Consider the following 21,849-nt stretch of genomic DNA (forward strand, 5'->3'; position numbering starts at 1 on the left):
CGCCCGGCCCCCAGGCGCGGCGCCGTGAAGACGAAGGCGCTTGGCACCCCCGGCGGCCGGCAGGATAATGATCATTTTATTGCATCCGACTTTTCCCCCACCATGTGCCAGCTGCTGGGCATGAACTGCGCTGAACCGACCGATGTGACGTTCTCGTTCACGGGGTTCGCCGCGCGCGGTGGCGTGACCGACCACCATGCCGACGGCTTCGGCGTCGCCTTCTTCGAAGACAAGGCATGCCGCCTGTTCATCGACAACCAGTCTGCCGGTACCTCGCCGGTAGCGGAGTTGGTCAAGCGCTACCCGATCAAGTCCAAGAACGTCATCTCGCACATCCGCAAGGCGACGCAGGGCACGGTGCGGCTGGAAAACTGCCACCCCTTCATGCGCGAGCTGTGGGGCAGGCACTGGATCTTTGCCCACAACGGCGACCTGAAGAACTTCTCGCCGTTCCTCTCGGGCGTCTACCAGCCTGTGGGCGATACCGACAGCGAACTCGCCTTCTGTTTCATCATGCAGGCGCTGCGCAAGCGCTTTCCGGGTTCGCAGCCGCCGCTCAACGAGCTGTTCTACGCGCTGTCTGACATCACCAAGGAAATCACCCGCTACGGCGTGTTCAATTTCCTGCTGTGCAATGGGCAGGCGCAGTTCGCGCATTGCTCGACGCGGCTGTATTACATCGTGCGGCAGTGGCCGTTCTCGACGGCGCATTTGATCGACGCCGACATGACGATCGACTTCGCCAAATACACGACGCCTGCCGATCGCGTGGCTGTCATCGCCACCGCGCCGCTCACCGACAACGAAGTCTGGACGCAATTCGTGCCAGGCGAGCTGCTGATGTTCGAATCGGGCCAGGCCACGATGGCCACCAAGGTGCCGATTCCGGAAGCCGTGCAGATCGCCAACGCTGCCAACACCGCCTGCACCTGACGCCGCGTCGCCCACAAAAAAAAGCCGCTCTCGAAAGAGCGGCTTTTGTTGCCGGGAACCGTCGATCAATGCGACAGGATCTTCGACAGGAACTGCTTGGCACGATCGGAACGAGCGTCGATGTTGCCGAAAAACTCTTCCTTCTCGCAGTCTTCAACGATGCGGCCCTGGTCCATGAAGATCACGCGGTTGGCAACCTTCCGCGCGAAGCCCATTTCGTGGGTCACGCACATCATGGTCATGCCTTCCTTGGCCAGTTCCACCATCACGTCGAGCACTTCGTTGACCATTTCAGGGTCCAGCGCGGAGGTCGGCTCGTCGAACAGCATGCAGATCGGGTCCATCGACAGCGCGCGCGCGATTGCCACGCGCTGCTGCTGACCGCCCGACAGTTGGCCCGGGTACTTGGCAGCGTGCGCCTTCAGGCCCACGCGGTCCAGATACTTCAGGCCCTTGGCCATGGCTTCTTCTTTCGAGCGGCCCAGCACCTTTTGCTGTGCGATCGTCAGATTCTCGGTAATCGACAAGTGCGGGAACAGCTCGAAGTTCTGGAACACCATGCCCACGCGCGAACGCAGCTTCGGCAAGTTGGTACCCTTCGCGCCCACCGAAGTGCCGTCAACGAAGATCTCGCCCTTCTGGAACGGTTCCAGCGCATTGACGGTCTTGATGAGCGTGGACTTACCCGAACCCGACGGGCCGCACACCACCACCACTTCGCTCTTCTTCACGCTGGTGGTGCAGTCGGTCAGCACCTGGAAGCTGCCGTACCACTTGGAAACGTTCTTGATCTCGATCATTGGGTCACCTTCTTCTGAAGTCGCTTCACCAGCACGGAGGCGCCGAAGCAGATCACGAAATAGCACAAGCCGGCAAACAGCAGCAGTTCGACGATACGGCCGTCGCGCTCACCGATGTTGTATGCCTGCGTAAAGAAGTCCGACAGCGCGCTCACATACACCAGCGACGTATCCTGGAACAGGACGATGGCCTGGGTGAGCAGCAGCGGAATCATGTTGCGGAATGCCTGCGGCAGGATCACCAGGCGCATGGCCTGGCCGTACGTCATGCCCATCGCATAGGCCGCGAACATCTGCCCGCGCGACACGCTCTGGATACCGGCGCGGATGATCTCCGAGTAATACGCCGCTTCAAACAGCGCGAAGGCGACCAGCGCAGACATCATGCGCATGTCGGTCGCCGGCGACAGATCGAAGATCCTCTGCAACACCTGCGGCACGATCAGGAAGAACCACAGCAGCACCATCACCAGCGGGATGGACCGGAAGAGGTTCACGTACGCCTGCCCGAACCACTGCAGCAGCTTGATGCCGGAGAGGCGCATCATCGCGAGCAGCGTGCCCCACACGATGCCGACCAGGATGGCCGTGCCCGTGATCTGGAGCGAGAGAACCATCCCCTCGCCGAGCACACGCATGTTGTCGACGTTGATGGACGAGAAATCGAATTGATAAGCCATGAAGAGTCCTCGCCCGATTACTTGCCACCGATGAAGCCAGGCAGCCGGGAACGTGCTTCCACCCAGCGCATCAGGCCCATTACGGTCAGGTTGATCAGCATGTACATCAGCGTCACGGCGATGAACGATTCGTACGGCTGCGCGGTGTAGTCAACCAGCTGGCGGCCCTGTGCGGCAAGCTCCAGCAAACCGATGGTCGATGCCACAGCCGAGTTCTTGAAGATGTTCAGAAACTCCGACGTGAGCGGCGGCACGATGATGCGGAACGACATCGGCAGCATCACGTAGCGATACGTCTGCGCCAGCGTGAAGCCCATGGCCAGTCCGGCGTTGCGCTGCCCGCGCGGCAGCGAATTGATACCTGAGCGCACCTGCTCGCAGACACGCGCGGCGGTAAACGTGCCAAGACACAGCATCGCAGACAGGAACATCGCCGTGTTGGGGTTCATCTGCTTGATGTAGTCGCCACCCGGCACGAGCTCGGGCATGACGAAGTACCAGATGAAGAGCTGCACGATCAGCGGAATGTTGCGGAACAGCTCCACGTACGCTGCGGCCAGGCCCGACAGCCACTTGTTCGGCACCGTACGCAGCACGCCCAGCAAGGAGCCGATGACGAGCGCGATGATCCAGGAAGACAGGCCGAGTACGACGGTGGTCTTCAACCCCGCCAGCAGCCAGTCCAGATAGGTCTGATTCTGGGCGGCTTCCGTAAAGAAGACGCCCCAGTTCCAGTGGTAATTCATGATGGTTCCCTCAAAAAGAAACGGAAGGGAGAAGACCTGTTAACCGGCCTTTGCCTTCCGTTTCGGTGACGCTTGTATCAGGCCCGTTGAGGGAGCCGATCAGTCAAGAGCCTTGTCGTTCGGGTTCTTGATCAGCGCCTTCATGTCGTCCGACAGCGGGAACTCCATGTTCACACCCTTGGGCGGAACCGGCTGTTCGAACCATTTCTTGTATTCGGCTGCAATCGAGCCGTCCTTCATCATGCCGGCGATGGTCTTGTCGGCCAGTGCCTTGAACGGCTTGTCGTCCTTGCGAACCATACAGCCGTAGGCTTCGCGCGATTGCGGCTTGGCCACGACCACCCAGTCAGTCGGGCTCTTGGCCTTGGCGCGCTCGCCGTACAGCAGGGCGTCGTCCATCATGAACGCAACAGCGCGGCCCGATTCCAGCGTCAGGAACGACTGGCCGTGGTCCTTCGTGCTGATGATGTTCATGCCCATCTGCTTGTCATCGTTCATCTTGCGCAGCAGGCGTTCCGACGTCGTGCCGGCGGTGGTCACGACGTTCTTGCCCTTGAGCTGCGCCCAGTCGGTGATGCCCGAATCCTTCTTCACCATGATGCGCGTGCCGATGATGAAGATCGTGTTCGTGAACGATGCTTGCTTCTGGCGCTCAAGGTTGTTCGTGGTCGAACCGCACTCCAGATCGATGGTGCCGTTCTGCAGCAGCGTGATGCGGTTTTGCGAAGTGACCGGGATCTCGTTGATCTTCAGATCCTTCAGGCCGAGCTGCTTCTTCACGTCCTCGGCAATCTTGGTGGCGACGTCGTACGAATAACCGATCGTGCGGACACCGCCGACGTTGTAGCTGAACGGAATCGACGAATCGCGCACGCCCAGCGTGATGGTGCCGGTGTCTTTGATCTTCTTGAGCGTACCAGTCAGCTCTTCTGCGTGGGCAGCGCTGCCGAATGTACCAACGGCGACACCAACGGCTGCAACCACGGTTGCCAGCTTGGCGAGGTTCATGAAAGTCTCCTTTTGACCATGAAAGAGAAAGACGGGACTGTACCAAAAAACGTTTGGCGACAGTATTGGTGTTGCCACTAAATCGTTGAATCCAACGGAGTTTTTCCTCTGGCGCGGACCCTGCCGCAACCGCGTTTTCCATGCAACCGGATACCTTACGTTGTGCTTTTCCGAAAATCCGGAAAAGACGCGCAGCGCCCGACACGGCAACGCTCTGCAACATCGGCACGCGGGCCCGATTGCTTGAGCGGATAACCGCCAATTGCTAAGGAAAACAAGGGGAAATAAAGCCCGCCCGATGTGCGCTCTCTGTCGCTTAACGAACCCGACTTGAGGATGGGAAGGACGACGATGATGCCATCGCCCTTCTCATGGTGCGGTGCTCCGGAACGTTATGGTTCGTCCCATGAGCACCGGCTTTCTTCAACCGTCGCGCATGGCCGCCTGATCGGCAGCAACGCGATAGACCAGTGCAGTGCCCTGTTGGGGCACCGCGCCGGTATTGATCAGCGCGTTGCCGATCAGGGGTACAGACCGCGCTCTTGGCGGGCCTGCAGAATCCGCGTACAGGCGATGATGAATGCCGCCGTACGCAGAGTAACCTTGTTGTCCTGCGCCACTTGCCAGACGCCACGGAAGGCGTCTTGCATGATCCGTACCAGGCGCTGGTTGATCTCGTCTTCGGTCCAGAAGAAGCTCGAGAAATCCTGCACCCACTCGAAATAGCTGACCGTCACGCCGCCGGCGTTGGCAATCACGTCCGGGCAGACCAGGATGCCGCGGTCGCGCAGGATGTCGTCCGCTTCGGGCGTTGTGGGGCCGTTTGCACCTTCCACGACAATCTTTGCCTTGATGTGGGGCGCGTTCTTCGCAGTGATCTGGCCTTCCAGCGCGGCCGGGATCAGGAATTCGCACTCCAGCCCCCAGAAGTCGTCTTGCGAGACGGTCTCTGCAACAAAGCCGGCCACGCTGCCATTGTGGTCAACGTGCTTGATGAGCGCGTCGACATCCAGGCCGCTGCCATTGAACACGATGCCCTTGTGGTCTTGCACGGCAATGACCTTGGCACCAGCGTCGTGGAACAGCTTGGCGGCCACGCTGCCCACATTGCCGAAGCCTTGCACCACCACACGCGCGCCCTTGACGTCGATGCCAAGGTTGCGCGCGGCTTCGCTGCCGACCACGAACACGCCACGGCCAGTGGCTTCGCGACGGCCCAGACTGCCGCCCAGTGCGATCGGCTTGCCGGTCACCACGCCGGTGGCGGTGGAGCCTTCGTTCATGGAGTACGTGTCCATCATCCACGCCATGATCTGCGCGTTGGTGTTCACGTCCGGGGCCGGAATGTCCTTGTTCGGGCCGATAATGATGCCGATCTCGCTGGTGTAGCGGCGGGTCAGGCGTTCGAGTTCACCGGAAGACAGCTTGCGCGGGTCGACGCGGATACCCCCCTTGGCACCACCGTACGGCACGTTCACGGCCGCGTTCTTCACCGACATCCACGCAGACAGCGCCATCACTTCCGACAGCGTCACGTCCTGGTGGAAACGCACGCCGCCCTTGCCCGGGCCGCGCGACGTGTTGTGCTGCACGCGGTAGCCCTCGAAGTGGGCGATGCGGCCGTCGTCCATCTGGATGGGCACGTCAACGATCAGCGCGCGCTTGGGGCGCTTGAGCGTTTCAACCCAACGTGCCAGCGAGCCGAGATAGGGGGTGACCCGATCGACCTGCTGCAGATAGATGCCCCACGGGCCGAGGTTGTCGGCCGGCAGATAGGACGGGATGGCGTGCTGGAGTGTCGACGGAGATGCGACATTGGACATGGCTGTCTTCCTTTTTTGGGCCTCGGTAAGGCCCTTCAAGTCCCACAAAATGCCCGCCAGCTTAGGGACCGCCCAGAACGAAATCCAATGCCGTTTTTACATCGGGTTATGCATTGGACGCATAACCTCATAGTCGAACCCGATCGCCCGTTCAGCCCGCCAGCGCGCTCCATAACGTGTCGATCAGCTCGCGCTTGCGCTTGGACTGCGGGTGCCGACGGTCGTGCGCGCCGCTTTGCGGGTGCTCACGATAGAGCCGGATTTCCATCTCGATCGACAAGGTACCGCCGCCCTTGCCTTCCGCGCGCACGAGGCGTCCGGCTGCCACATCCTCCCGCACCGCACTCTCGGGCAGGAACGCCACGCCGTGGCCCGCCAGCGCCATCACCTTGAGCGCTTCGGCCATGTCGGTTTCGTAGCACTTGTCGAGCAGCGGTGCCACGGGCGAGTTTTCCAGCAGCACATCCACCATGCGGCCCAGAAAGGCATTGGGCGTGTAGCTGAGGTAGGCGATCGGCTTGCGTGCGGTGGGAACAAGCCGATAAATCGGCCGCCCGCTTGCATCGGGCTTGGAGAACGGCGAAAGCCGCTCGGTGCCCAGCACCAGCATGTCGTAGCGCGTGGGGTCGAGCTGGATCATCTGCCGCGCGTGGTGATAGACCATCACGAGATCGCAGCCGCCCTCCACCAGCGTCATCACCGCATCGTGCACGTTGAGCGCGCGCAGCCTGCATTGCAGCTTGCCGATCTTCTCTTCCACCTGCGCGAGCCAGCCGGGGAAGAACGTCAGCGATAGCGTATGCGGCACGGCAAAGTCGATCGTCGACGCACTGGCCGGGCGCTGGCCGCGCATCAGGGCGCGCGTCTCACTCACCTGGGCGAGCATCGCCAAAGCCTGTTCGTAGAAGACCTCTCCGGCGGGAGTCAGGCGTGTTGGGTAGCTTGATCGGTCGATCAGCTCATTGCCGAGCCACGCCTCGAGGGATTGAATGCGCCGCGAAAACGCCGGCTGCGTCACGTGCCGCAATTCGGCCGAGCGCGAAAAGCTGCGCGTCTCCGCCAGGCTGATGAAGTCTTCCAGCCATTTGAGTTCCATCGCGTTGTCTCTCCCTCAACCTGCTCGGGTGTCTTCTGTTTCTTCGGCCACGCGTTCGGGCTCGCGTGCCTGCATGCGCCACATCTGCGCGTAACGGCCTTCCGCACGCAACAACGATTCGTGCGTTCCGCGCTCGATGATGTGGCCGTGTTCCATCACCAGAATCTGGTGCGCACGCACGATGGTCGACAACCGATGTGCAACGACCAGCGTGGTGTGGTTCTGCGCCAGCCGCATCAGCTCTTCTTGAATGGCGTGCTCGGTACGCGAGTCGAGTGCGGACGTTGCTTCATCAAACACGAGAATCGGCGGGCGCTTGAGCAAGGTACGTGCAATCGCCACACGCTGCTTCTCGCCGCCGGAGAGCTTCAGGCCGCGCTCGCCGACTTGCGTCTCGTAGCCATCGGGCAGCGATTCGACAAAGTGGTGGATCTGCGCCGCGCGGGCGGCTTCGATCACCTCTTCGCGACTGGCATCGGGGCGGCCGTAGGCGATGTTGTAGTAGATGCTGTCATTGAAGAGCACCGTGTCTTGCGGAACGATGCCGATGGCGGCGCGCACGCTGGATTGCGTAACATCACGCAGGTCCTGACCGTCGATCTGGATAGCGCCGGACTTCACGTCATAGAAGCGGAACAGCAAGCGCGCCAGCGTCGATTTGCCCGAGCCGCTTTGCCCCACGACTGCCGTGGTCGTGCCGGCAGGAATAGTGAAGTCCACATCGAACAGGATCTGGCGCTTGGCCTCGTAGCTGAAGTCGACATGCGCGAAGCGGACTTCGCCCGCGTGCACCGCCAGCGGTTTGGCGTCGGGCTTGTCGGCTACCTCGCGATTGGTCTGCAGCAGGTGGAACATGCGGTCCATGTCGGTCACGGCTTGCTTCAGCTCACGATAGATCACGCCCAGGAAGTTGAGCGGAATGTAGATCTGCAGCATCAGCGTGTTGACGAGCACGAGGTCCCCCAGCGTCATGTGCCCCGCCGCCACCCCCTGCGTGGCGCGATACAGAATCAGGATGAGCGCGGTGGCGACAATGACCTGCTGGCCGAAGTTCAGCACCGACAACGAGTTCTGCGAGCGGATCGCAGCCGCGCGGTAGTGCTTCAGGTTCTCGTCGTAACGACGTGCTTCGTAGTCTTCGTTGCCAAAATACTTGACCGTCTCAAAGTTGAGCAGCGAATCGATTGCCTTCTGGTTGGCGCGCGAATCCAGCTCGTTCATCCTGCGGCGGAAGTGCGTGCGCCAGTTCGTCACCGTCACCGTAAAGACGATGTAGCTGACCAGCGCGCAGAACGTGATGAGCGCGAACCACACGTCGTACTTCACGAAGAAATACGTGATGACGAGGCCGACTTCCACCAGCGTCGGCAGGATGCTGTACAGCGAATACGAAATGAGCGACTGGATGCCGCGCGTGCCGCGCTCGATGTCGCGGCTCATGCCGCCAGTTTGGCGCTCAAGGTGAAAGCGCAGTGACAGCGCATGCAGATGCCGGAACACCTGCAGGGCGAGCGTGCGCACCGAACTCTCCGTCACCTTCGCGAACAGGATTTCGCGCAGCTCCGAGAACAGCGACGTCGACAACCGCAGCAGCCCGTAGCCGATGATGACGCCCACCGGCACAACCAGCAGCGCGCGGGGGTCGGACGGCGACACGTTCATCGAATCAATCAGCCGCTTCATGACCATCGGCACACCAAGGTTTGCCACCTTGGCCGCGATCAGGAACGACAGCGCCAGCGCCACACGCCATTTATAGGCCAGCAGATAAGGCAGCAGGCTCTTGATGGTGCGCCAGTCACCGCGGGCAGCCCCCGGCGGAGGCGGTTCGGAAGAAGCGGGAAAGCGGCGCATGTGCGGTGCAATAAAATGGCGGATTGTGTATTCTCCCACCGATCACCTGCGCGCGCCCTGGGCTCGCTGGTGGGCCCTCCCTCCGCTTCAATGCTGCCCTGCATCATCATGTCCGATACCCAAGCCACCACTGAAACCGTCACGCTGCCCGCCGACAAGCAGCCCGCCGTGCGCGTGATGCCGATGCCCTCCGACGCCAACGTCCACGGCGATGTTTTTGGGGGCTGGATCATGTCGCAGGTGGACATCGCCGGGTCGATCCCTGCCGTGGTGCGCGCCAACGGTCGTGTCGCCACGATCGCGGTCAACTCGTTCGTCTTCAAGCAGCCCGTGTACGTGGGCGATCTGGTGAGCTTCTACGCCAACGTGGTCAAAACGGGGCGCACGTCGATCACCGTGGATGTGGAGGTCTATGCGCAGCGCATGCACGCCAGCGGCCGCCACGCCACCGTCAAGGTCACGGAAGCCACCCTCACCTACGTGGCCACCGACGAGACTCGCAAGCCGCGCGTGCTGCCGCCGCTCTGAACCGGCAACGCTCAACAAAAAACCCGGCGTCGCGCCGGGTTTTCTTTTGCGTATGAACGCCTCGCTCAGTTGAACTTGGAAAAATCTGGGCGGCGTTTCTCGAAGAATGCCGTGAACGCCTCGCGCGCTTCCGGCGCGCGCAGCATCTCGCCAAACTGCTTGCCTTCCACCGACATGCGCTCCGCGATCTGCGGCGTGGCGCCTTCCTTCATCAGCCGCTTGGTGGCGCGCAGCGATGCGGGCGGCAGCAGCGTCAGCTTACGCGCCTGCGTACGCACGAAGGCATCCAGCTCCCCGGCCGGCAGCACGCGGTTGACCAGGCCGAGTTCACGCGCTTCGCTCGCGTCAAAAGGCTCGCCGAAGAGCAGCTTGTCCGCTGCGCGGTGATAACCGGCCAGTTGCGGCAGCAGCAGGCTGGATGCGGCTTCCGGACAGAGCCCCAGTTGCGCGAACGGCATCGACAACTTGGCCGTCTCGGATGCGTAGACCAAGTCGCAATGCAGCAGCATGGTCGTGCCCACGCCGACGGCCGCGCCACTCACCGAAGCGATCAGCGGCTTGGTCGCCGTGCTGATCGCCTTCAGGAACTGGTGCACGGGGGCGCTCTCGTCCTTGGGCGGATTCTTCATGAAGTCTTCGAGATCGTTGCCCGCGGTGAACACGCTCTCGTGGCCGGCCAGCACGATCACGCGGATGGCAGGATCGGTTTCGGCGGCCACCAGCGCGTCGGCCAGCGTTTGATACATCGCAGCCGTGATGGCGTTCTTGCGGTCCGGGCGGTCAAAGGTGAGCGTCAGGACGCCGTCTACGGTCTCGGTACGAATCGACATGAAAACTCCAGGTGAAACCTGCGCCGCTAGATCGGCACAGGAGAGTCAGATAGATAACCGACGGAGAACGCGTTGGCCCCCACGTTCAACGCCACGGTCAGGCTCATCGGCGCGAGCAGCACTTCTACGCCGTGGTCCTGTGCGGTTCGCATCAACGCTTGCACCGGCTCCATGCGGCGCACGGTGTCGAGCGAACCGGAATACGTGATCGCCACCACAGGCGTGGCCAGACGCTCCTCGGCGATCATGGTTTCGGTATGCGCCATCAGACGGCGGATGCCTTCATCGGAACCGCGCACCTTGGCGATGGCTTCTGTCTCGCCCCGGTGCATATGGATGAGCGGACGCACGTTGAACGCCGTGCCCATCATGTAGCGGCTCCAGGTGATGCTCTTCTCGCCCTTCTGCTTGGCGCGCGTGTACATGTACAGCAGCTCATCGGGCACAAGGTAGACGTGCGAGGCGTCACGCAGGCGGTTCTCGATCACGTGCACGACGTCACGCACCTCCGCGCCTTCGCGCAGCATGCGTGCGGCTTCGTGCACCATCAGCGCCTGACCGGGGCCGATGGCGCCGGTATCCACCACTGTCAACTCAAACAGCCCCGAGCGGCCGGCGTCCTTGCGTGGCTTGAAGCTCTTGGCAGTTGTGCCCACCACCGCGCCGGTTGCGTGGCTGTAGAAATGGCTGCGCGAGCTGGCAATCGTCAGCAGCAAGGCCCGGTCGTGCTGCGTGACCACGTGCTTGAGCAGGTAGTCTTCGATCTCGCGTTCAAGCAACGGAATCGATTCGGCGTAGTGATCTTGCTTGTCGACGAGGTACTTGCGATAGAGCTGCGGCAGCGCCGCCTCGTCGCGGCGGTCTTCTACAAACAATTCGCCCGCACGAATGCGGAACGGCACCACGCCCAACCCCAGCTGATCGATCATCGAGCGCGGCATATCGCATGCCGCATCGGTCAATACGATTGTGTCGCCGACAGTGTTGCCCATCGCGCGCCCTCCTCTTGGTGCACCGCCGGTGACCCGGTGGTGTGTCTCCTCTGTTGCGGAATCGTGGCTCCGCTTCTATTGCGATACCGGCTGGGTGCCGGCCGCATTCTTCGGCGCGCTTGTTCGGAACGACTGCGCGCCTGCGCAACTATGCGTGGTGAGACGGGCGATTAGCAAGCAGGGGAAGGCCCTAAAAAGCTACCTGAGCCTTCCCCCTTGCGTGGGGTCACATGCGTTCGAAAATGCCTGCAGCGCCCATGCCGGTGCCGACGCACATCGTCACCATGCCGTACTTCTGGTTGCGACGACGCAGGCCGTGCACAACCGTGGCCGCACGGATGGCACCGGTCGCGCCCAACGGGTGGCCCAACGCGATCGCGCCGCCCAGCGGGTTGATTTTGCTGGTGTCCAGACCCAGGTCCTGAATCACGGCCAGCGACTGCGCGGCAAACGCTTCGTTCAGCTCGATCCAGTCGATCTGATCCTGCGTCAGACCGCCAGCCTTCAGCGCGGCAGGAATGGCTTCCTTCGGGCCGATACCCATGATTTCCGGCGGCACGCCGCGCACCGCAAACGATACGAAGCGCGCCAGCGGCACCAGGTTGAACTGCTTCAGGATCTTCTCCGACACCAGGATCAGCGCGCCCGAACCATCCGAGGTCTGCGAGCTGTTGCCGGCGGTCACGCTGCCCTTGTTGGCGAACACGGCGCGCAGCTTGCCAAGGCCTTCAACCGACGTATCGGCACGCGGGCCCTCATCCAGCGACATCGTGCGCGTCTTGATGTCGATGGCGCCCGTGCCCAGGTTCGGGAACTTCTCGATGATCTCGATCGGCGTGATCTCGTCCTTGAACTCGCCGGCTTGCTGCGCGGCGAGTGCCTTCTGGTGCGAAGCCAGCGAGAAAGCATCCTGCGCCTCGCGCGAAATCTTCCATTGTTGGGCGACCTTTTCGGCGGTCAGGCCCATGCCATAGGCGATACCGACATTCTCGTCGCGCGTGAAGATGTCCGGCGACATCGACGGCGAGTTGCCCATCATCGGCACCATGCTCATCGATTCCACGCCGGCGGCGATCATCACGTCGGATTCACCCACGCGGATGCGGTCGGCGGCCATCGCCACGGCGGTCAGGCCGGAGGCGCAGAAACGGTTGACGGTCACGCCGCCTACCGTGTTCGGCAGGCCGGCCAGCAGCGCGCCGATACGCGCTACGTTCAGGCCCTGCTGCGCTTCGGGAATCGCGCAGCCAACGATGGCGTCTTCGATCAGCGCCGGGTCCAGGTTCGGCACCTGGGCGACGGCGCTCTTGAGGATGGTCGCCAGCAGATCGTCGGGGCGCAGGTTCTTGAGCGTGCCTTTGGGCGCCTTGCCGATCGGGGAACGCGTCGCGGCGACGATGTAGGCGTCTTGCAGTTGCTTGGTCATGATGAAACTCCTGTTCTCTGTCGTCGCGCGGGTCAGTTACGAACGGGCTTGCCGGTCTGCAACATGCCCATGATGCGTTCCTGGGTCTTGGAGCTGCCGAGCAGATCCACGAAGGCCTTGCGCTCCAGCGCCAGCAGCCAGTCTTCGTCCACCAGCGCGCCGGCTTCGACGTCACCGCCGCACACGGCTTCGGCGATGCGCGAGGCGATCGTGAAATCGTGCTGCGAGATGAAGCTACCGTCACGCATGTTCACCAGCGACGCCTTGATCGTGGCGATACCCGAACGGCCCGCCACCGGAATGCCCACCGGACGCAGCGGTGCGCGGTAGCCCGAGTCGGACAGCGCACGCACTTCGTTGCGCGCCACGTGCAGCAACTCGTGCACGTTGAAGACGATGGTGTCGGTCGGCTGCAGGTAGCCGATCTTCTGCGCGTCCAGCGCGGAGGACGACACCTTGGCCATCGCCGCCGCCTGGAAGCGGTTCGTCAGGAACTGCAGGATGTTGGTGCTGCCCGCAGCTTGCGCAGCCTTGGCAGCGGCCAGCGCCGCTTCCTTCAGGCCACCGCCCGCCGGAACCAAGCCCACACCAACTTCCACCAGACCGATATACGTTTCCAGCGCAGCCACACGCTTGGCCGAGTGCAGCAGCAGCTCGCAGCCGCCGCCCAGCGCAATGCCCGACGCAGCCGACACGACCGGCACGCCGGCGTACTTCACGCGCATCATGCCGTCCTGGAATTTCTTGACGAACGGCTCGATACCCTTGGCGCCGCCCATCATGAAGGCCGGCATGGCTTCTTCCAGGTTGGCACCTGCGGAGAACGGACCACCCGGTGCGCCCAGCTTGAGCGACGTCGGTTGCCACACCACCAGACCCTTGTAGCCAGCTTCGGCCAGATCAACCGCACGCGTCAGACCATCGATGACGCTCGGTCCGATCGTGTTCATCTTGCTCTTGAACGAGACGATCAGCACGTCGTCCTGGCCTGCCGCGTCGTCCACCCAGATGCGCACGGCGTCGGTCTCTTCGATGGTCTTGCCATACGTGAGCGGGTTGACCGTCGTCGCACCCTTGATCGGTGCACGGAACACCTGGCGGCCGTACACCGGCAGCGTGCTACGTGACAGGAACGTGCTCTGGTTGGCCGACCACGAGCCCTCTGCCGAATGCACACCGCCGTTGTCCGCCACCGGGCCGGAGAACACCCATTGCGGCAGCGCTGCATTCGACAGCGCCTTGCCGGCTTCGATGTCTTCCTTCACCCACTCGGCGACTTGCTTCCAGCCGGCCTCTTGCCAGTCTTCAAACGGGCCGCTGTTCCAGCCGAAGCCCCAGCGGATGGCGAGATCGACTTCCGCTGCCGAATCCGCAATTTGCTCCAGATAGACGGCGATGTAGTGGAACACGTCGCGGAAGACCGCCCACAGAAACTGCGCCTGCGGGTTGGTCGATTCGCGCAGCAGCTTCAGACGCTCGGCGGGCTCCTTCTTCAGGATGCGCACGACGATGTCGTCGGCCTTCTTGCCGCTCGGCCCGTACTGGCCGCTTTGCGGGTCCAGCACCTTGATTTCCTTGCCTTCCTTCTTGTAGAAACCGGCGCCTGCCTTCTGGCCCAGGGCACCCGCTTCCACCAGCTTGGCCAGCACGGGCGGCGTGGCGTAGACCGGAGCGAACGGATCGTCCTTCAGGTTGTCCTGCATCGTCTTGATGACGTGCGCCATGGTGTCCAGACCCACCACGTCGGCCGTGCGGAACGTTGCCGACTTGGCGCGGCCCAGCTTCGAGCCCGTCAGGTCATCCACCACATCAAACGGAATGCCGTACTTGGCCGATTCAGCAAACACCGCCAGGATCGAGAAGATGCCGACGCGGTTGGCGATGAAGTTGGGCGTGTCCTTAGCACGCACCACGCCCTTGCCGAGCGCGGAGGTCAGGAACGTTTCCAACTTATCGAGGATGTCGCCGCGCGTGTGTGCGGTCGGGATCAACTCGACCAGATGCATGTAGCGCGGCGGGTTGAAGAAGTGCACGCCGCAGAAGCGCGACTTCAGCTCGGCATCAAAGCCGTCCGACAGTTCGGTAATCGACAATCCCGAGGTGTTCGACGCAAAGATCGCATGCGGAGCAATGTGCGGCGCGACTTTCTTGTACAGATCGTGCTTCCAGTCCATGCGCTCGGCGATTGCCTCGATGACGAGGTCGCAGTCGCGCAGGCGCTCGATGTCGTCTTCGTAGTTGGCAGCCTGAATCAGGTTGGCGTCGTCCTTGATGCCCAGCGGCGCCGGCGACAGCTTCTTCAGGTTTTCAATGGCTTTGAGCACGATGCCGTTCTTCGGGCCTTCCTTGGCCGGAAGATCGAACAGCGTGACAGGAACCTTGGCGTTGACCAGGTGCGCAGCAATCTGCGCGCCCATCACGCCGGCGCCCAGCACAGCAACACGGCGGACGAGGAAGTTGGAGCGCTGGCCGGCCTGCGGCTGCGCGCTGGTGGAGAGTTCAGTGCGGGTCATGATGTCCTCGCGGGGAGAGAGGAAGAGACGAGGGGGCGACGCTTACACACGTCGCCCCAAGAGAATGCGGCTGTTTAGAACAGATCCGCTTCGAGTGCCATCAGCGTCGCGCCGCCGGCACGTGCCATGCGGATCTGCGAAGCCGTTTCGGGCAGCAGCTTGGCGAAGTAGAAGCGCGCCGTTGCCAGCTTGACCTTGTAGAAGGTGTCGCCGCTGTCTTGCTTTTCCAGAGCGATCTTGGCCATGCGGGCCCAGAAGTACGAGAACACCAAGTGGCCGACCACACGCAGGTACGGCACAGCGGCAGCACCGACTTCGTCCGGATTGGCCATGGCCTTCATGCCGATTTCCATGGTCAGCTTCTGGACCTTGTCACCAATGTCGGCCAGGGGGTTGATGAACTCCTGCATGGCTTCGTTGGTGCCTTCGGCTTCCACAAAATCCTGGACCAGCTTGCCGAACTTCTTCATCTTGGCGCCCATGTCACCCAGGATCTTGCGGCCAAGCAGGTCCAGCGACTGCACGGTGTTCGTGCCTTCGTAGATCATGTTGATGCGGGCATCGCGCACGTACTGCTCCATGCCCCACTCGGCGATGTAGCCGTGACCGCCGAAGACCTGCATGCCTTCGTTGGTGGAGATGAATGCGTTGTCGCTCAGGAAAGCCTTGGCGATCGGCGTCAGCAGCGCGACCAGATCAGCCGCATCCTTGCGTACGGACTCGTCTTCGTGCGACAACTCGCGGTCGATCTGCAGGGCGATCCAGTAGCTGAATGCGCGGCCGCCTTCGGCGAAGGCACGCTGCGTCAGCAACATGCGGCGCACGTCCGGGTGCACGATGATCGGGTCGGCCGGCTTGTCCGGTGCCTTCGGGCCCGACAGGCTGCGCATCTGCAGGCGTTCCTTGGCGTAAGCGGCCGAGTTCTGATATGCAACTTCGGTCAGGCCCAGGCTCTGCATGCCGACGCCCAGACGGGCGGCGTTCATCATCACGAACATGGCGTTCAGGCCCTTGTTCGGCTCGCCGACCATCCAACCGCGTGCGCCGTCCAGATTGATCACACAGGTGGCGTTGCCGTGGATGCCCATCTTGTGTTCGATGGAGCCGCACTTCACGCCGTTGCGCTCGCCTGGGTTGCCGTTGGCATCGGGAATGAACTTCGGCACCACGAACAGCGAGATGCCCTTCGTGCCGCCGGGCGCATCCGGCAGGCGTGCCAGCACCAGGTGGATGATGTTTTCGGCCAGGTCGTGCTCGCCCGCCGAGATGAAGATCTTCGTGCCGGTGATGGCATACGAGCCATCGGCCAGCGGCTCGGCCTTGGTGCGCAGGATGCCGAGGTCGGTGCCGCAATGTGGCTCGGTCAGGCACATCGTGCCGGTCCACACGCCCGACACCAGCTTGGGCAGGTAGCGCTGTTTGAGTTCGTCGGTACCGTGCGCGTGCAGGGCTTCGTACGCGCCGTGCGACAGCCCCGGATACATTGTCCACGCCTGGTTAGCCGAGTTCAGCATCTCGTACAGCGCGTTGTTGATCAGGATGGGCAGACCCTGGCCACCGTACTCGGGATCGCAGCCCAGCGAGGGCCAGCCAGCCTCAACGTACTGTTGATACGCTTCCTTGAAACCCTTGGGAGCCGTCACCACGCCGTCGCCGTGGTAGGTGCAGCCTTCGCGATCGCCGGACTGGTTGAGCGGGAAGATGACTTCGGAGCAGAACTTGCCCGCTTCCTCGATCACCTGATTGATGGTGTCTGCATCGATCTCCGCGTGCTGCGGCATTTGCTTCAGGTGGTCCTCCACGCCGAGAAGCTCGTGGAGAACAAACTGCATGTCACGCAGCGGTGCGGTGTATTGACCCATCTTGCAACTCCTTGGTGTGTACTGCGCGACCGCTAGGTGTGCGATGCCGCGTCAGGTTCGGTAAGACTGAATGAGTTTGTTAAGCGCCACCATGGCCAGCTCGGCACTGTTCGGCAACCGCAGGAAACGCGCATCGTGATGCAGACCCAGCTCCAGGCTGTACATCTCGAAGAGCATCAATTGCGGGTCCGCTTCCGCACGCAGGTGGCCTTCTTCCTTTGCCTGTGCAATGGCGCGAGCCAATGCTGCACGCCAGATCGTCACGCTCTTGACGAGTTCGTCGCGCACCGGGCTTTCGGCACGATCGTCGTACTCCACCGCGCCGCTGATGTAGATGCAGCCTGTGGTCACTTCCTGAATGCGACGCTCCATCCAGCGTCGCACCATGCTCCACAGGCGCGGCAGACCGCGCGGTTCCGTCAAGCTCGGGTAGAAGACTTCCTGCTCGAACCGTTTGTGATACTCGCGAACTACTTCCACCTGCAGATCCTCACGCGAGCCGAAGTGCGCGAACACCCCGCTCTTGCTCATCTGCATGCGCTCCGCGAGCACACCGATCGTCAATCCTTCCAGTCCGTCGCGCGAAGCCAATTCCAGCGCGGCATCGAGAATCGCTGCACGCGTCAACTCGCCCTTGCGCATCGGCGTGGCTGCTGCGTGATTCGATTCGAGACGAGCGGTCGGGTGACGCATGATGATTTCTCTCCGTTCTTTTCTGGGGCGTGACACGCGAGAAAATTGGCGTCTTGCAGGGCGCCTTTCGCGTGCCGGGCAGGACTGTAAACCAGCCTGCGCGAACACTCTAGCCCAAAATCGAACGGTCGTTCAATTATTTACAGGGGCCCTTTGAGCGGCAAGTGTTTTATTAGAAAGCGGCATCTAAATGGCGACCCGGAATCGCCACCTTCCGCGGTGCAGCGCGAATCCCGCAAATCCTTTAGATGAAAGGCTTTGCAGGGTGTGCACCGCACTCATAAAACGCGTGCGGCGCAGCATATCTGACGGATTTTCTAGTGCTACCCATCAGTAAATAAACAGCCTAAAAATCAGACCGGCTTGATGCCCGTGCACATGGCGCCACGGCGGAAGATGCGGGCGTCCATTTCGCGCAGCTCGGCTGCCACGGCAACCTCTGCCGCACACTGGTCTAACACGTCACGCTGCAGGTCGATGCCGGGAGCGATTTCGGTCAGCGTGAGGCGCCGGCCGCCGTGGCCATCGTCACGCATTTCGAAGACAGCGCGCTCGGTCACGTAGCGCACGGGAATGCCCGATCGCGCCGCATACTCACCGTTGAAGGTCAGGTGGGACACGGCTGGCACGATCTTCTTGAGCCGTCCTTCGCGCACGATGCGCAGCTTGCCGTCTTCGGCCTCGACCTGGAGGCCGCCAGCGGTGAGCGTGCCCATGAACACGACCGAGCGTGCGCTCTGCGTGATGTTGATGAAGCCGCCGACGCCCGCGACGACGGTGTCGCCGCCCTCGCCAAACAGGCTGACGTTGACGTTGCCGGCGCCGTCCAGTTCTGCCAGGCCGAGGATGGCGAGATCGATGCCGCCACCTTCGTAGAAGTCGAACTGCGCTGGCTGGTCCACCACGGCTTCAGGATAGGCCGAGGCGCCGAAGCTGAGGCCATCTGCCGGCGTGCCGCCGATGGGGCCGGCCTCCACGGTGAGCGTAAAGCCACGCGCACCCTCCTGTTCTGCCAGGGCGCCGACAGCTGCGGGCATGCCCACGCCCAGGTTCACAACGCGCGGCTGCTGTGCCATCAGTTCCAGCACGGCACGGCGCTGCACCAGCGTGCGCGCATCGAGCGCGCCGTGCTGGCTGGTCTCCAGCGCCTCGCTCGCTTCGATGGCGTCCTCCTTGAGCTGGATCGCTTCGCCTTGCCAGGGGCGGATATAGGTCGGGTTGAACGCCTCGCCGAAGGTCATCTGGTGTTCGGTTTCATCGTCAGCCACGACTACGTAGTCGACGAGGATGCCCGGCACGTGGATCGCCTGCAGGTTGTCATGCCGATCGACGAGCCGACGCACTTGCGCGATGACGATGCCACCCGAGTTGCGCGCGGCCTGCGCCATGGCCAGCAGTTCGTGGTGAAAGGCTTCTTCGTGCGTGCTGATGTTGCCGCGCGGGTCGGCAGCCGTGCCGCGCAGGAAGACACAGTGCAGCGGAAAGCTGGGGTAGAAGAGATAGTCTTCGCCGCGAAAGCGTTCGTGCTCGACCCACGAGGCCGTGCCTGCAGCCCGTGCCGCCTTGGCGCGGGCGTTGATGGCACCGCCGTGGTAACGCGCGTCAAGCTCAGTGCGTGGGTCGACGAAGGTGTGCAGGCCCATCTTGGTCAGCACGCCGGGCTTGCCGCCCGCGATGGCGCGGTACAGATGCGTGAGCACGCCCTGCGGCAGGTTGAAAGCATCGCACTGCTCGGCAAGCGCCAAGTCCGCCAGTCGCGTGGCCGAGCGCCAATGCCCGCCGACCACACAGCGCGTCATCCCGGGGTTGCCGAAGTGGTTGACGCCGCGCGTGGCGCGATCGCCCTGGCCGGCGGAATAGACCAGCGTGAGATTACGCGGCTCGCCGGTGGCCAGAAAGCGGCGTTCGAGCGCATGCGTGACGGCCTCTGCATGACCCGCGCCGACAAACCCTGCGCACGCAACCGTCCACTCCGGCTGTACCAACCGCGCCGCTTCATCGGCTGTGATGACTTGCATGTCTCCTCCGTCTTGTTGTGTTTTATCGGTGTCTGCACCACTAATACTGTGCTGCGCGCCCGCTGATGACGACGCCAAGGCGCACGAGCCGGTAGGCGCACCAATCTGCCAGGCGCCACCACCAGCGGCGCGCGGCGTGCTCATCAGCCAGGATGCGGCGTGCGTGATGGGCGATGGCGTCTTCGAGGGCAGCACGCAGTTCGTTGGCCACGATCGCATCCCACGCAACGACGTTGGCTTCGCGTGCCAGCAACAGGCTGAACGGGTCGATGTTGCTGGAGCCGACGGTAGCCCAGCGGTCGTCCACCACGGCCACCTTGGCGTGCAGGAAGCTGGCCGTGTATTCGTGGATCTCGACGTTGTCCCGCAGCAGCATGTGATACAGCGAACGCGTCGCGTAGTGCTGCAACCGGTATTCGACCTGTCCCTGCAGCAACAGGCGAACGCGCACACCGCGCTGGCGGCATGCCGCCAGCGCGCGCATGAAACGCACGCCCGGCAAGAAGTACGCGTTGGCGATGATCACCTCGTGCCGCGCCGCCCCTAGCGCGCGCAGATATTCTCGTTCGATCGCGCGCCGGTTGCGGACGTTGTCACGCAGCACCAGCGAAGCCAACACGGTGCCCGGTGCGCGCTCGCTTTCTCGTCCGGACGCGCCGCGATGCCGTGGTCGCGGCGTATCGGTCATCACCGGAAAGTCGGCGGCGACGCCCGTGACGCCCACTTCCCGCATGCCTGCGCGCACGCCCATCTGCCACCAGAGCCGGTCGACGGTCAGCGCAATCTGCGCGACCAGCGGCCCGCGTACCCGCACGGCAAAGTCGTAACGCGGTCCCAGCGCAGCATCGTGAAATGGCGCGTGGTTCAGGTCATCAATGATGTTGATGCCGCCCACGAACGCGACGTCGTCATCGATGACAACGATCTTCCGATGCAGCCGGCGCAAGTAGCGGCGTTGCAGGCGAAAACCGCGCACCGGACGATAGATGCGCAAGATCACGCCCGCCGCCTCGAGCATCGCGGCGGCGGGCAGCAGGCCGGTGCCGAAGCCGTCGATGGTCAGGTGGACATCCACGCCACGGCGTGCCGCGCGGGCGAGCGCTTCAGTCACGCTGTGGGCGGTGGCGTCATCGGTGTAGATGTAGGTTTCAAGCGCGACACGGCGTTGCGCGGCATCGATGGCCTCGATCAAGGCCGGGAAGAACTCGCCGCCGCCGCAAAGCAAATCGACGTCGTTGCCCGGCAGGGGCTTGCCCCGCCGCCACTCGGAGCGCAGCGGGCCCGCATCGCGCACGACCCTCATGGATGGGCCAGTTCCGCCAGCAGGGGCACGTGATCGGAGCGCTGCGCCCATTCGCGGCCGGTCAGCGCATGCGCACGTTCGATCTCGAAACCGCGCACGTAGATGCGGTCCAGCCGAAGCCACGGCATGTGGCTTGGGAAGGTGCGCACGGGGCGCGCGTCGGCGGCCTTGTCGGCCACTTCGGTCGCCCCCAGCGCCTGGCAGATCATGCGATCGAGCCGGTTGCTCCAATCATTGAAATCACCCGCTACCACGAGCGGTGCATCCGGCGGCACGACTGAACGCACGCGATCAAGCAGCGCCTCCGCCTGCCGCTGCCGGCTGCGTGCAAACAGGCCGAAGTGCGCGCACAGCAGATGCACCTCGCCAAAGCCGAGATCGGTCACGGCGTGCAGCAGGCCGCGCTGCTCGAAACGGTGGTCAGAAATATCGAGGTTTTCCGACAGCAGAATCGGATAGCGCGACAAGATGGCATTGCCGTGATGCCCGTGCTCGTACACGGCGTTGCGGCCATAGACCGTGTGCGGATAGACGTCGGTCGCGAGGTAGCGCAGTTGCGTGTAGTTCGGGTCGAACAACTCGGCGGCGACGAGGCGGTCGTTGCGGTCCTGCACTTCCTGCAGGAAGACGATGTCGGCGTCCATGGTATGCAGGCCCTGCCGCACGTCATGCACGCGCACGCGCCGCGCAATGCCCGTCACGCCCTTGTGGATGTTGTAGGTGGCGACGCGCAAACGCAGCATG

The 21,849-nt window shown here is 62.9% G+C and carries 18 protein-coding genes; 2 read left to right on the forward strand and 16 right to left on the reverse strand.

The genetic code is table 11. From position 1 onward, the window contains the following. The first annotated feature begins 102 nt into the window (after positions 1–102). Positions 103–933, forward strand: coding sequence for a class II glutamine amidotransferase (locus tag BG83_RS0110285; RefSeq protein WP_024976643.1), 831 nt, complete (start codon positions 103–105; stop codon positions 931–933). Positions 934–998: 65 nt separating this feature from the next. Here the strand turns inward: BG83_RS0110285 and BG83_RS0110290 are convergent, their stop codons facing one another. The 7 genes from BG83_RS0110290 to BG83_RS0110320 all read right to left on the reverse strand — a co-directional run bounded on the left by BG83_RS0110290 (position 999) and on the right by BG83_RS0110320 (position 8,940). Continuing rightward, a complete protein-coding gene (locus tag BG83_RS0110290; protein ID WP_004633206.1) occupies positions 999–1,733 on the reverse strand; it encodes an amino acid ABC transporter ATP-binding protein in 735 nt (244 codons plus the stop codon). Then, positions 1,730–2,413, reverse strand: a complete 684-nt coding sequence (gltK, locus tag BG83_RS0110295; RefSeq protein WP_024976644.1) for a glutamate/aspartate ABC transporter permease GltK — start codon at positions 2,411–2,413, stop codon at positions 1,730–1,732. Before gltK ends, BG83_RS0110290 begins: the two co-directional genes overlap by 4 nt. 17 nt (positions 2,414–2,430) lie before the next feature. Beyond that, on the reverse strand, positions 2,431–3,159 hold the full coding sequence (locus tag BG83_RS0110300; protein ID WP_024976645.1) for an amino acid ABC transporter permease: 729 nt from the start codon (positions 3,157–3,159) through the stop codon (positions 2,431–2,433). Positions 3,160–3,258: 99 nt separating this feature from the next. Beyond that, a complete protein-coding gene (locus BG83_RS0110305; protein ID WP_024976646.1) occupies positions 3,259–4,167 on the reverse strand; it encodes a glutamate/aspartate ABC transporter substrate-binding protein in 909 nt (302 codons plus the stop codon). Positions 4,168–4,688: 521 nt separating this feature from the next. Continuing rightward, a complete protein-coding gene (locus tag BG83_RS0110310; protein ID WP_024976647.1) occupies positions 4,689–5,990 on the reverse strand; it encodes a Glu/Leu/Phe/Val family dehydrogenase in 1,302 nt (433 codons plus the stop codon). A 151-nt stretch (positions 5,991–6,141) separates the two neighbouring features. Beyond that, positions 6,142–7,086, reverse strand: coding sequence for a LysR substrate-binding domain-containing protein (locus BG83_RS0110315; protein ID WP_004633215.1), 945 nt, complete (start codon positions 7,084–7,086; stop codon positions 6,142–6,144). Positions 7,087–7,101: 15 nt separating this feature from the next. Continuing rightward, positions 7,102–8,940, reverse strand: coding sequence for an ABCB family ABC transporter ATP-binding protein/permease (locus BG83_RS0110320; RefSeq protein ID WP_024976648.1), 1,839 nt, complete (start codon positions 8,938–8,940; stop codon positions 7,102–7,104). Between the two features lie 90 nt (positions 8,941–9,030). On the opposite strand from BG83_RS0110320, the gene BG83_RS0110325 reads away from it, so the two are divergent. Further along, positions 9,031–9,468, forward strand: a complete 438-nt coding sequence (locus BG83_RS0110325; protein ID WP_024976649.1) for an acyl-CoA thioesterase — start codon at positions 9,031–9,033, stop codon at positions 9,466–9,468. 65 nt (positions 9,469–9,533) lie between these two features. Here BG83_RS0110325 and BG83_RS0110330 read toward each other — a convergent pair whose 3' ends face one another. The 9 genes from BG83_RS0110330 to BG83_RS0110370 all read right to left on the reverse strand — a co-directional run bounded on the left by BG83_RS0110330 (position 9,534) and on the right by BG83_RS0110370 (position 21,848). After that, positions 9,534–10,298, reverse strand: a complete 765-nt coding sequence (locus tag BG83_RS0110330) for an enoyl-CoA hydratase (RefSeq protein ID WP_024976650.1) — start codon at positions 10,296–10,298, stop codon at positions 9,534–9,536. A gap of 26 nt (positions 10,299–10,324) precedes the next feature. Further along, positions 10,325–11,290 (reverse strand): DegV family protein, encoded by a 966-nt coding sequence (locus BG83_RS0110335; protein ID WP_024976651.1) that lies wholly within the window; start codon positions 11,288–11,290, stop codon positions 10,325–10,327. 226 nt (positions 11,291–11,516) lie between these two features. Further along, a complete protein-coding gene (locus BG83_RS0110340; protein ID WP_012761166.1) occupies positions 11,517–12,716 on the reverse strand; it encodes an acetyl-CoA C-acyltransferase in 1,200 nt (399 codons plus the stop codon). Positions 12,717–12,748: 32 nt separating this feature from the next. After that, on the reverse strand, positions 12,749–15,229 hold the full coding sequence (locus BG83_RS0110345; RefSeq protein ID WP_024976652.1) for a 3-hydroxyacyl-CoA dehydrogenase/enoyl-CoA hydratase family protein: 2,481 nt from the start codon (positions 15,227–15,229) through the stop codon (positions 12,749–12,751). Between the two features lie 74 nt (positions 15,230–15,303). After that, positions 15,304–17,091 (reverse strand): acyl-CoA dehydrogenase C-terminal domain-containing protein, encoded by a 1,788-nt coding sequence (locus tag BG83_RS0110350; RefSeq protein WP_024976653.1) that lies wholly within the window; start codon positions 17,089–17,091, stop codon positions 15,304–15,306. A gap of 51 nt (positions 17,092–17,142) precedes the next feature. Next, the gene (locus BG83_RS0110355) at positions 17,143–17,733 is read right to left on the reverse strand and encodes a TetR/AcrR family transcriptional regulator (protein WP_021196492.1); all 591 of its coding nucleotides are present in this window, start codon (positions 17,731–17,733) and stop codon (positions 17,143–17,145) included. Between the two features lie 404 nt (positions 17,734–18,137). Beyond that, on the reverse strand, positions 18,138–19,802 hold the full coding sequence (locus BG83_RS0110360; RefSeq protein ID WP_024976654.1) for an acyl CoA:acetate/3-ketoacid CoA transferase: 1,665 nt from the start codon (positions 19,800–19,802) through the stop codon (positions 18,138–18,140). Positions 19,803–19,842: 40 nt separating this feature from the next. Beyond that, positions 19,843–21,105, reverse strand: coding sequence for a cardiolipin synthase ClsB (gene clsB / locus BG83_RS0110365; RefSeq protein ID WP_024976655.1), 1,263 nt, complete (start codon positions 21,103–21,105; stop codon positions 19,843–19,845). Further along, positions 21,102–21,848 carry an endonuclease/exonuclease/phosphatase family protein gene (locus BG83_RS0110370; protein ID WP_024976656.1) on the reverse strand — a complete coding sequence of 249 codons (747 nt, stop codon included), beginning with the start codon at positions 21,846–21,848 and terminating at the stop codon, positions 21,102–21,104. The genes clsB and BG83_RS0110370 overlap by 4 nt, the downstream gene beginning before the upstream one ends. Position 21,849 lies beyond the last annotated feature (1 nt).

The sequence above is a fragment of the Ralstonia pickettii genome (genome assembly GCF_000607165.1).
In the GTDB taxonomy this organism is placed as follows: domain Bacteria; phylum Pseudomonadota; class Gammaproteobacteria; order Burkholderiales; family Burkholderiaceae; genus Ralstonia; species Ralstonia holmesii.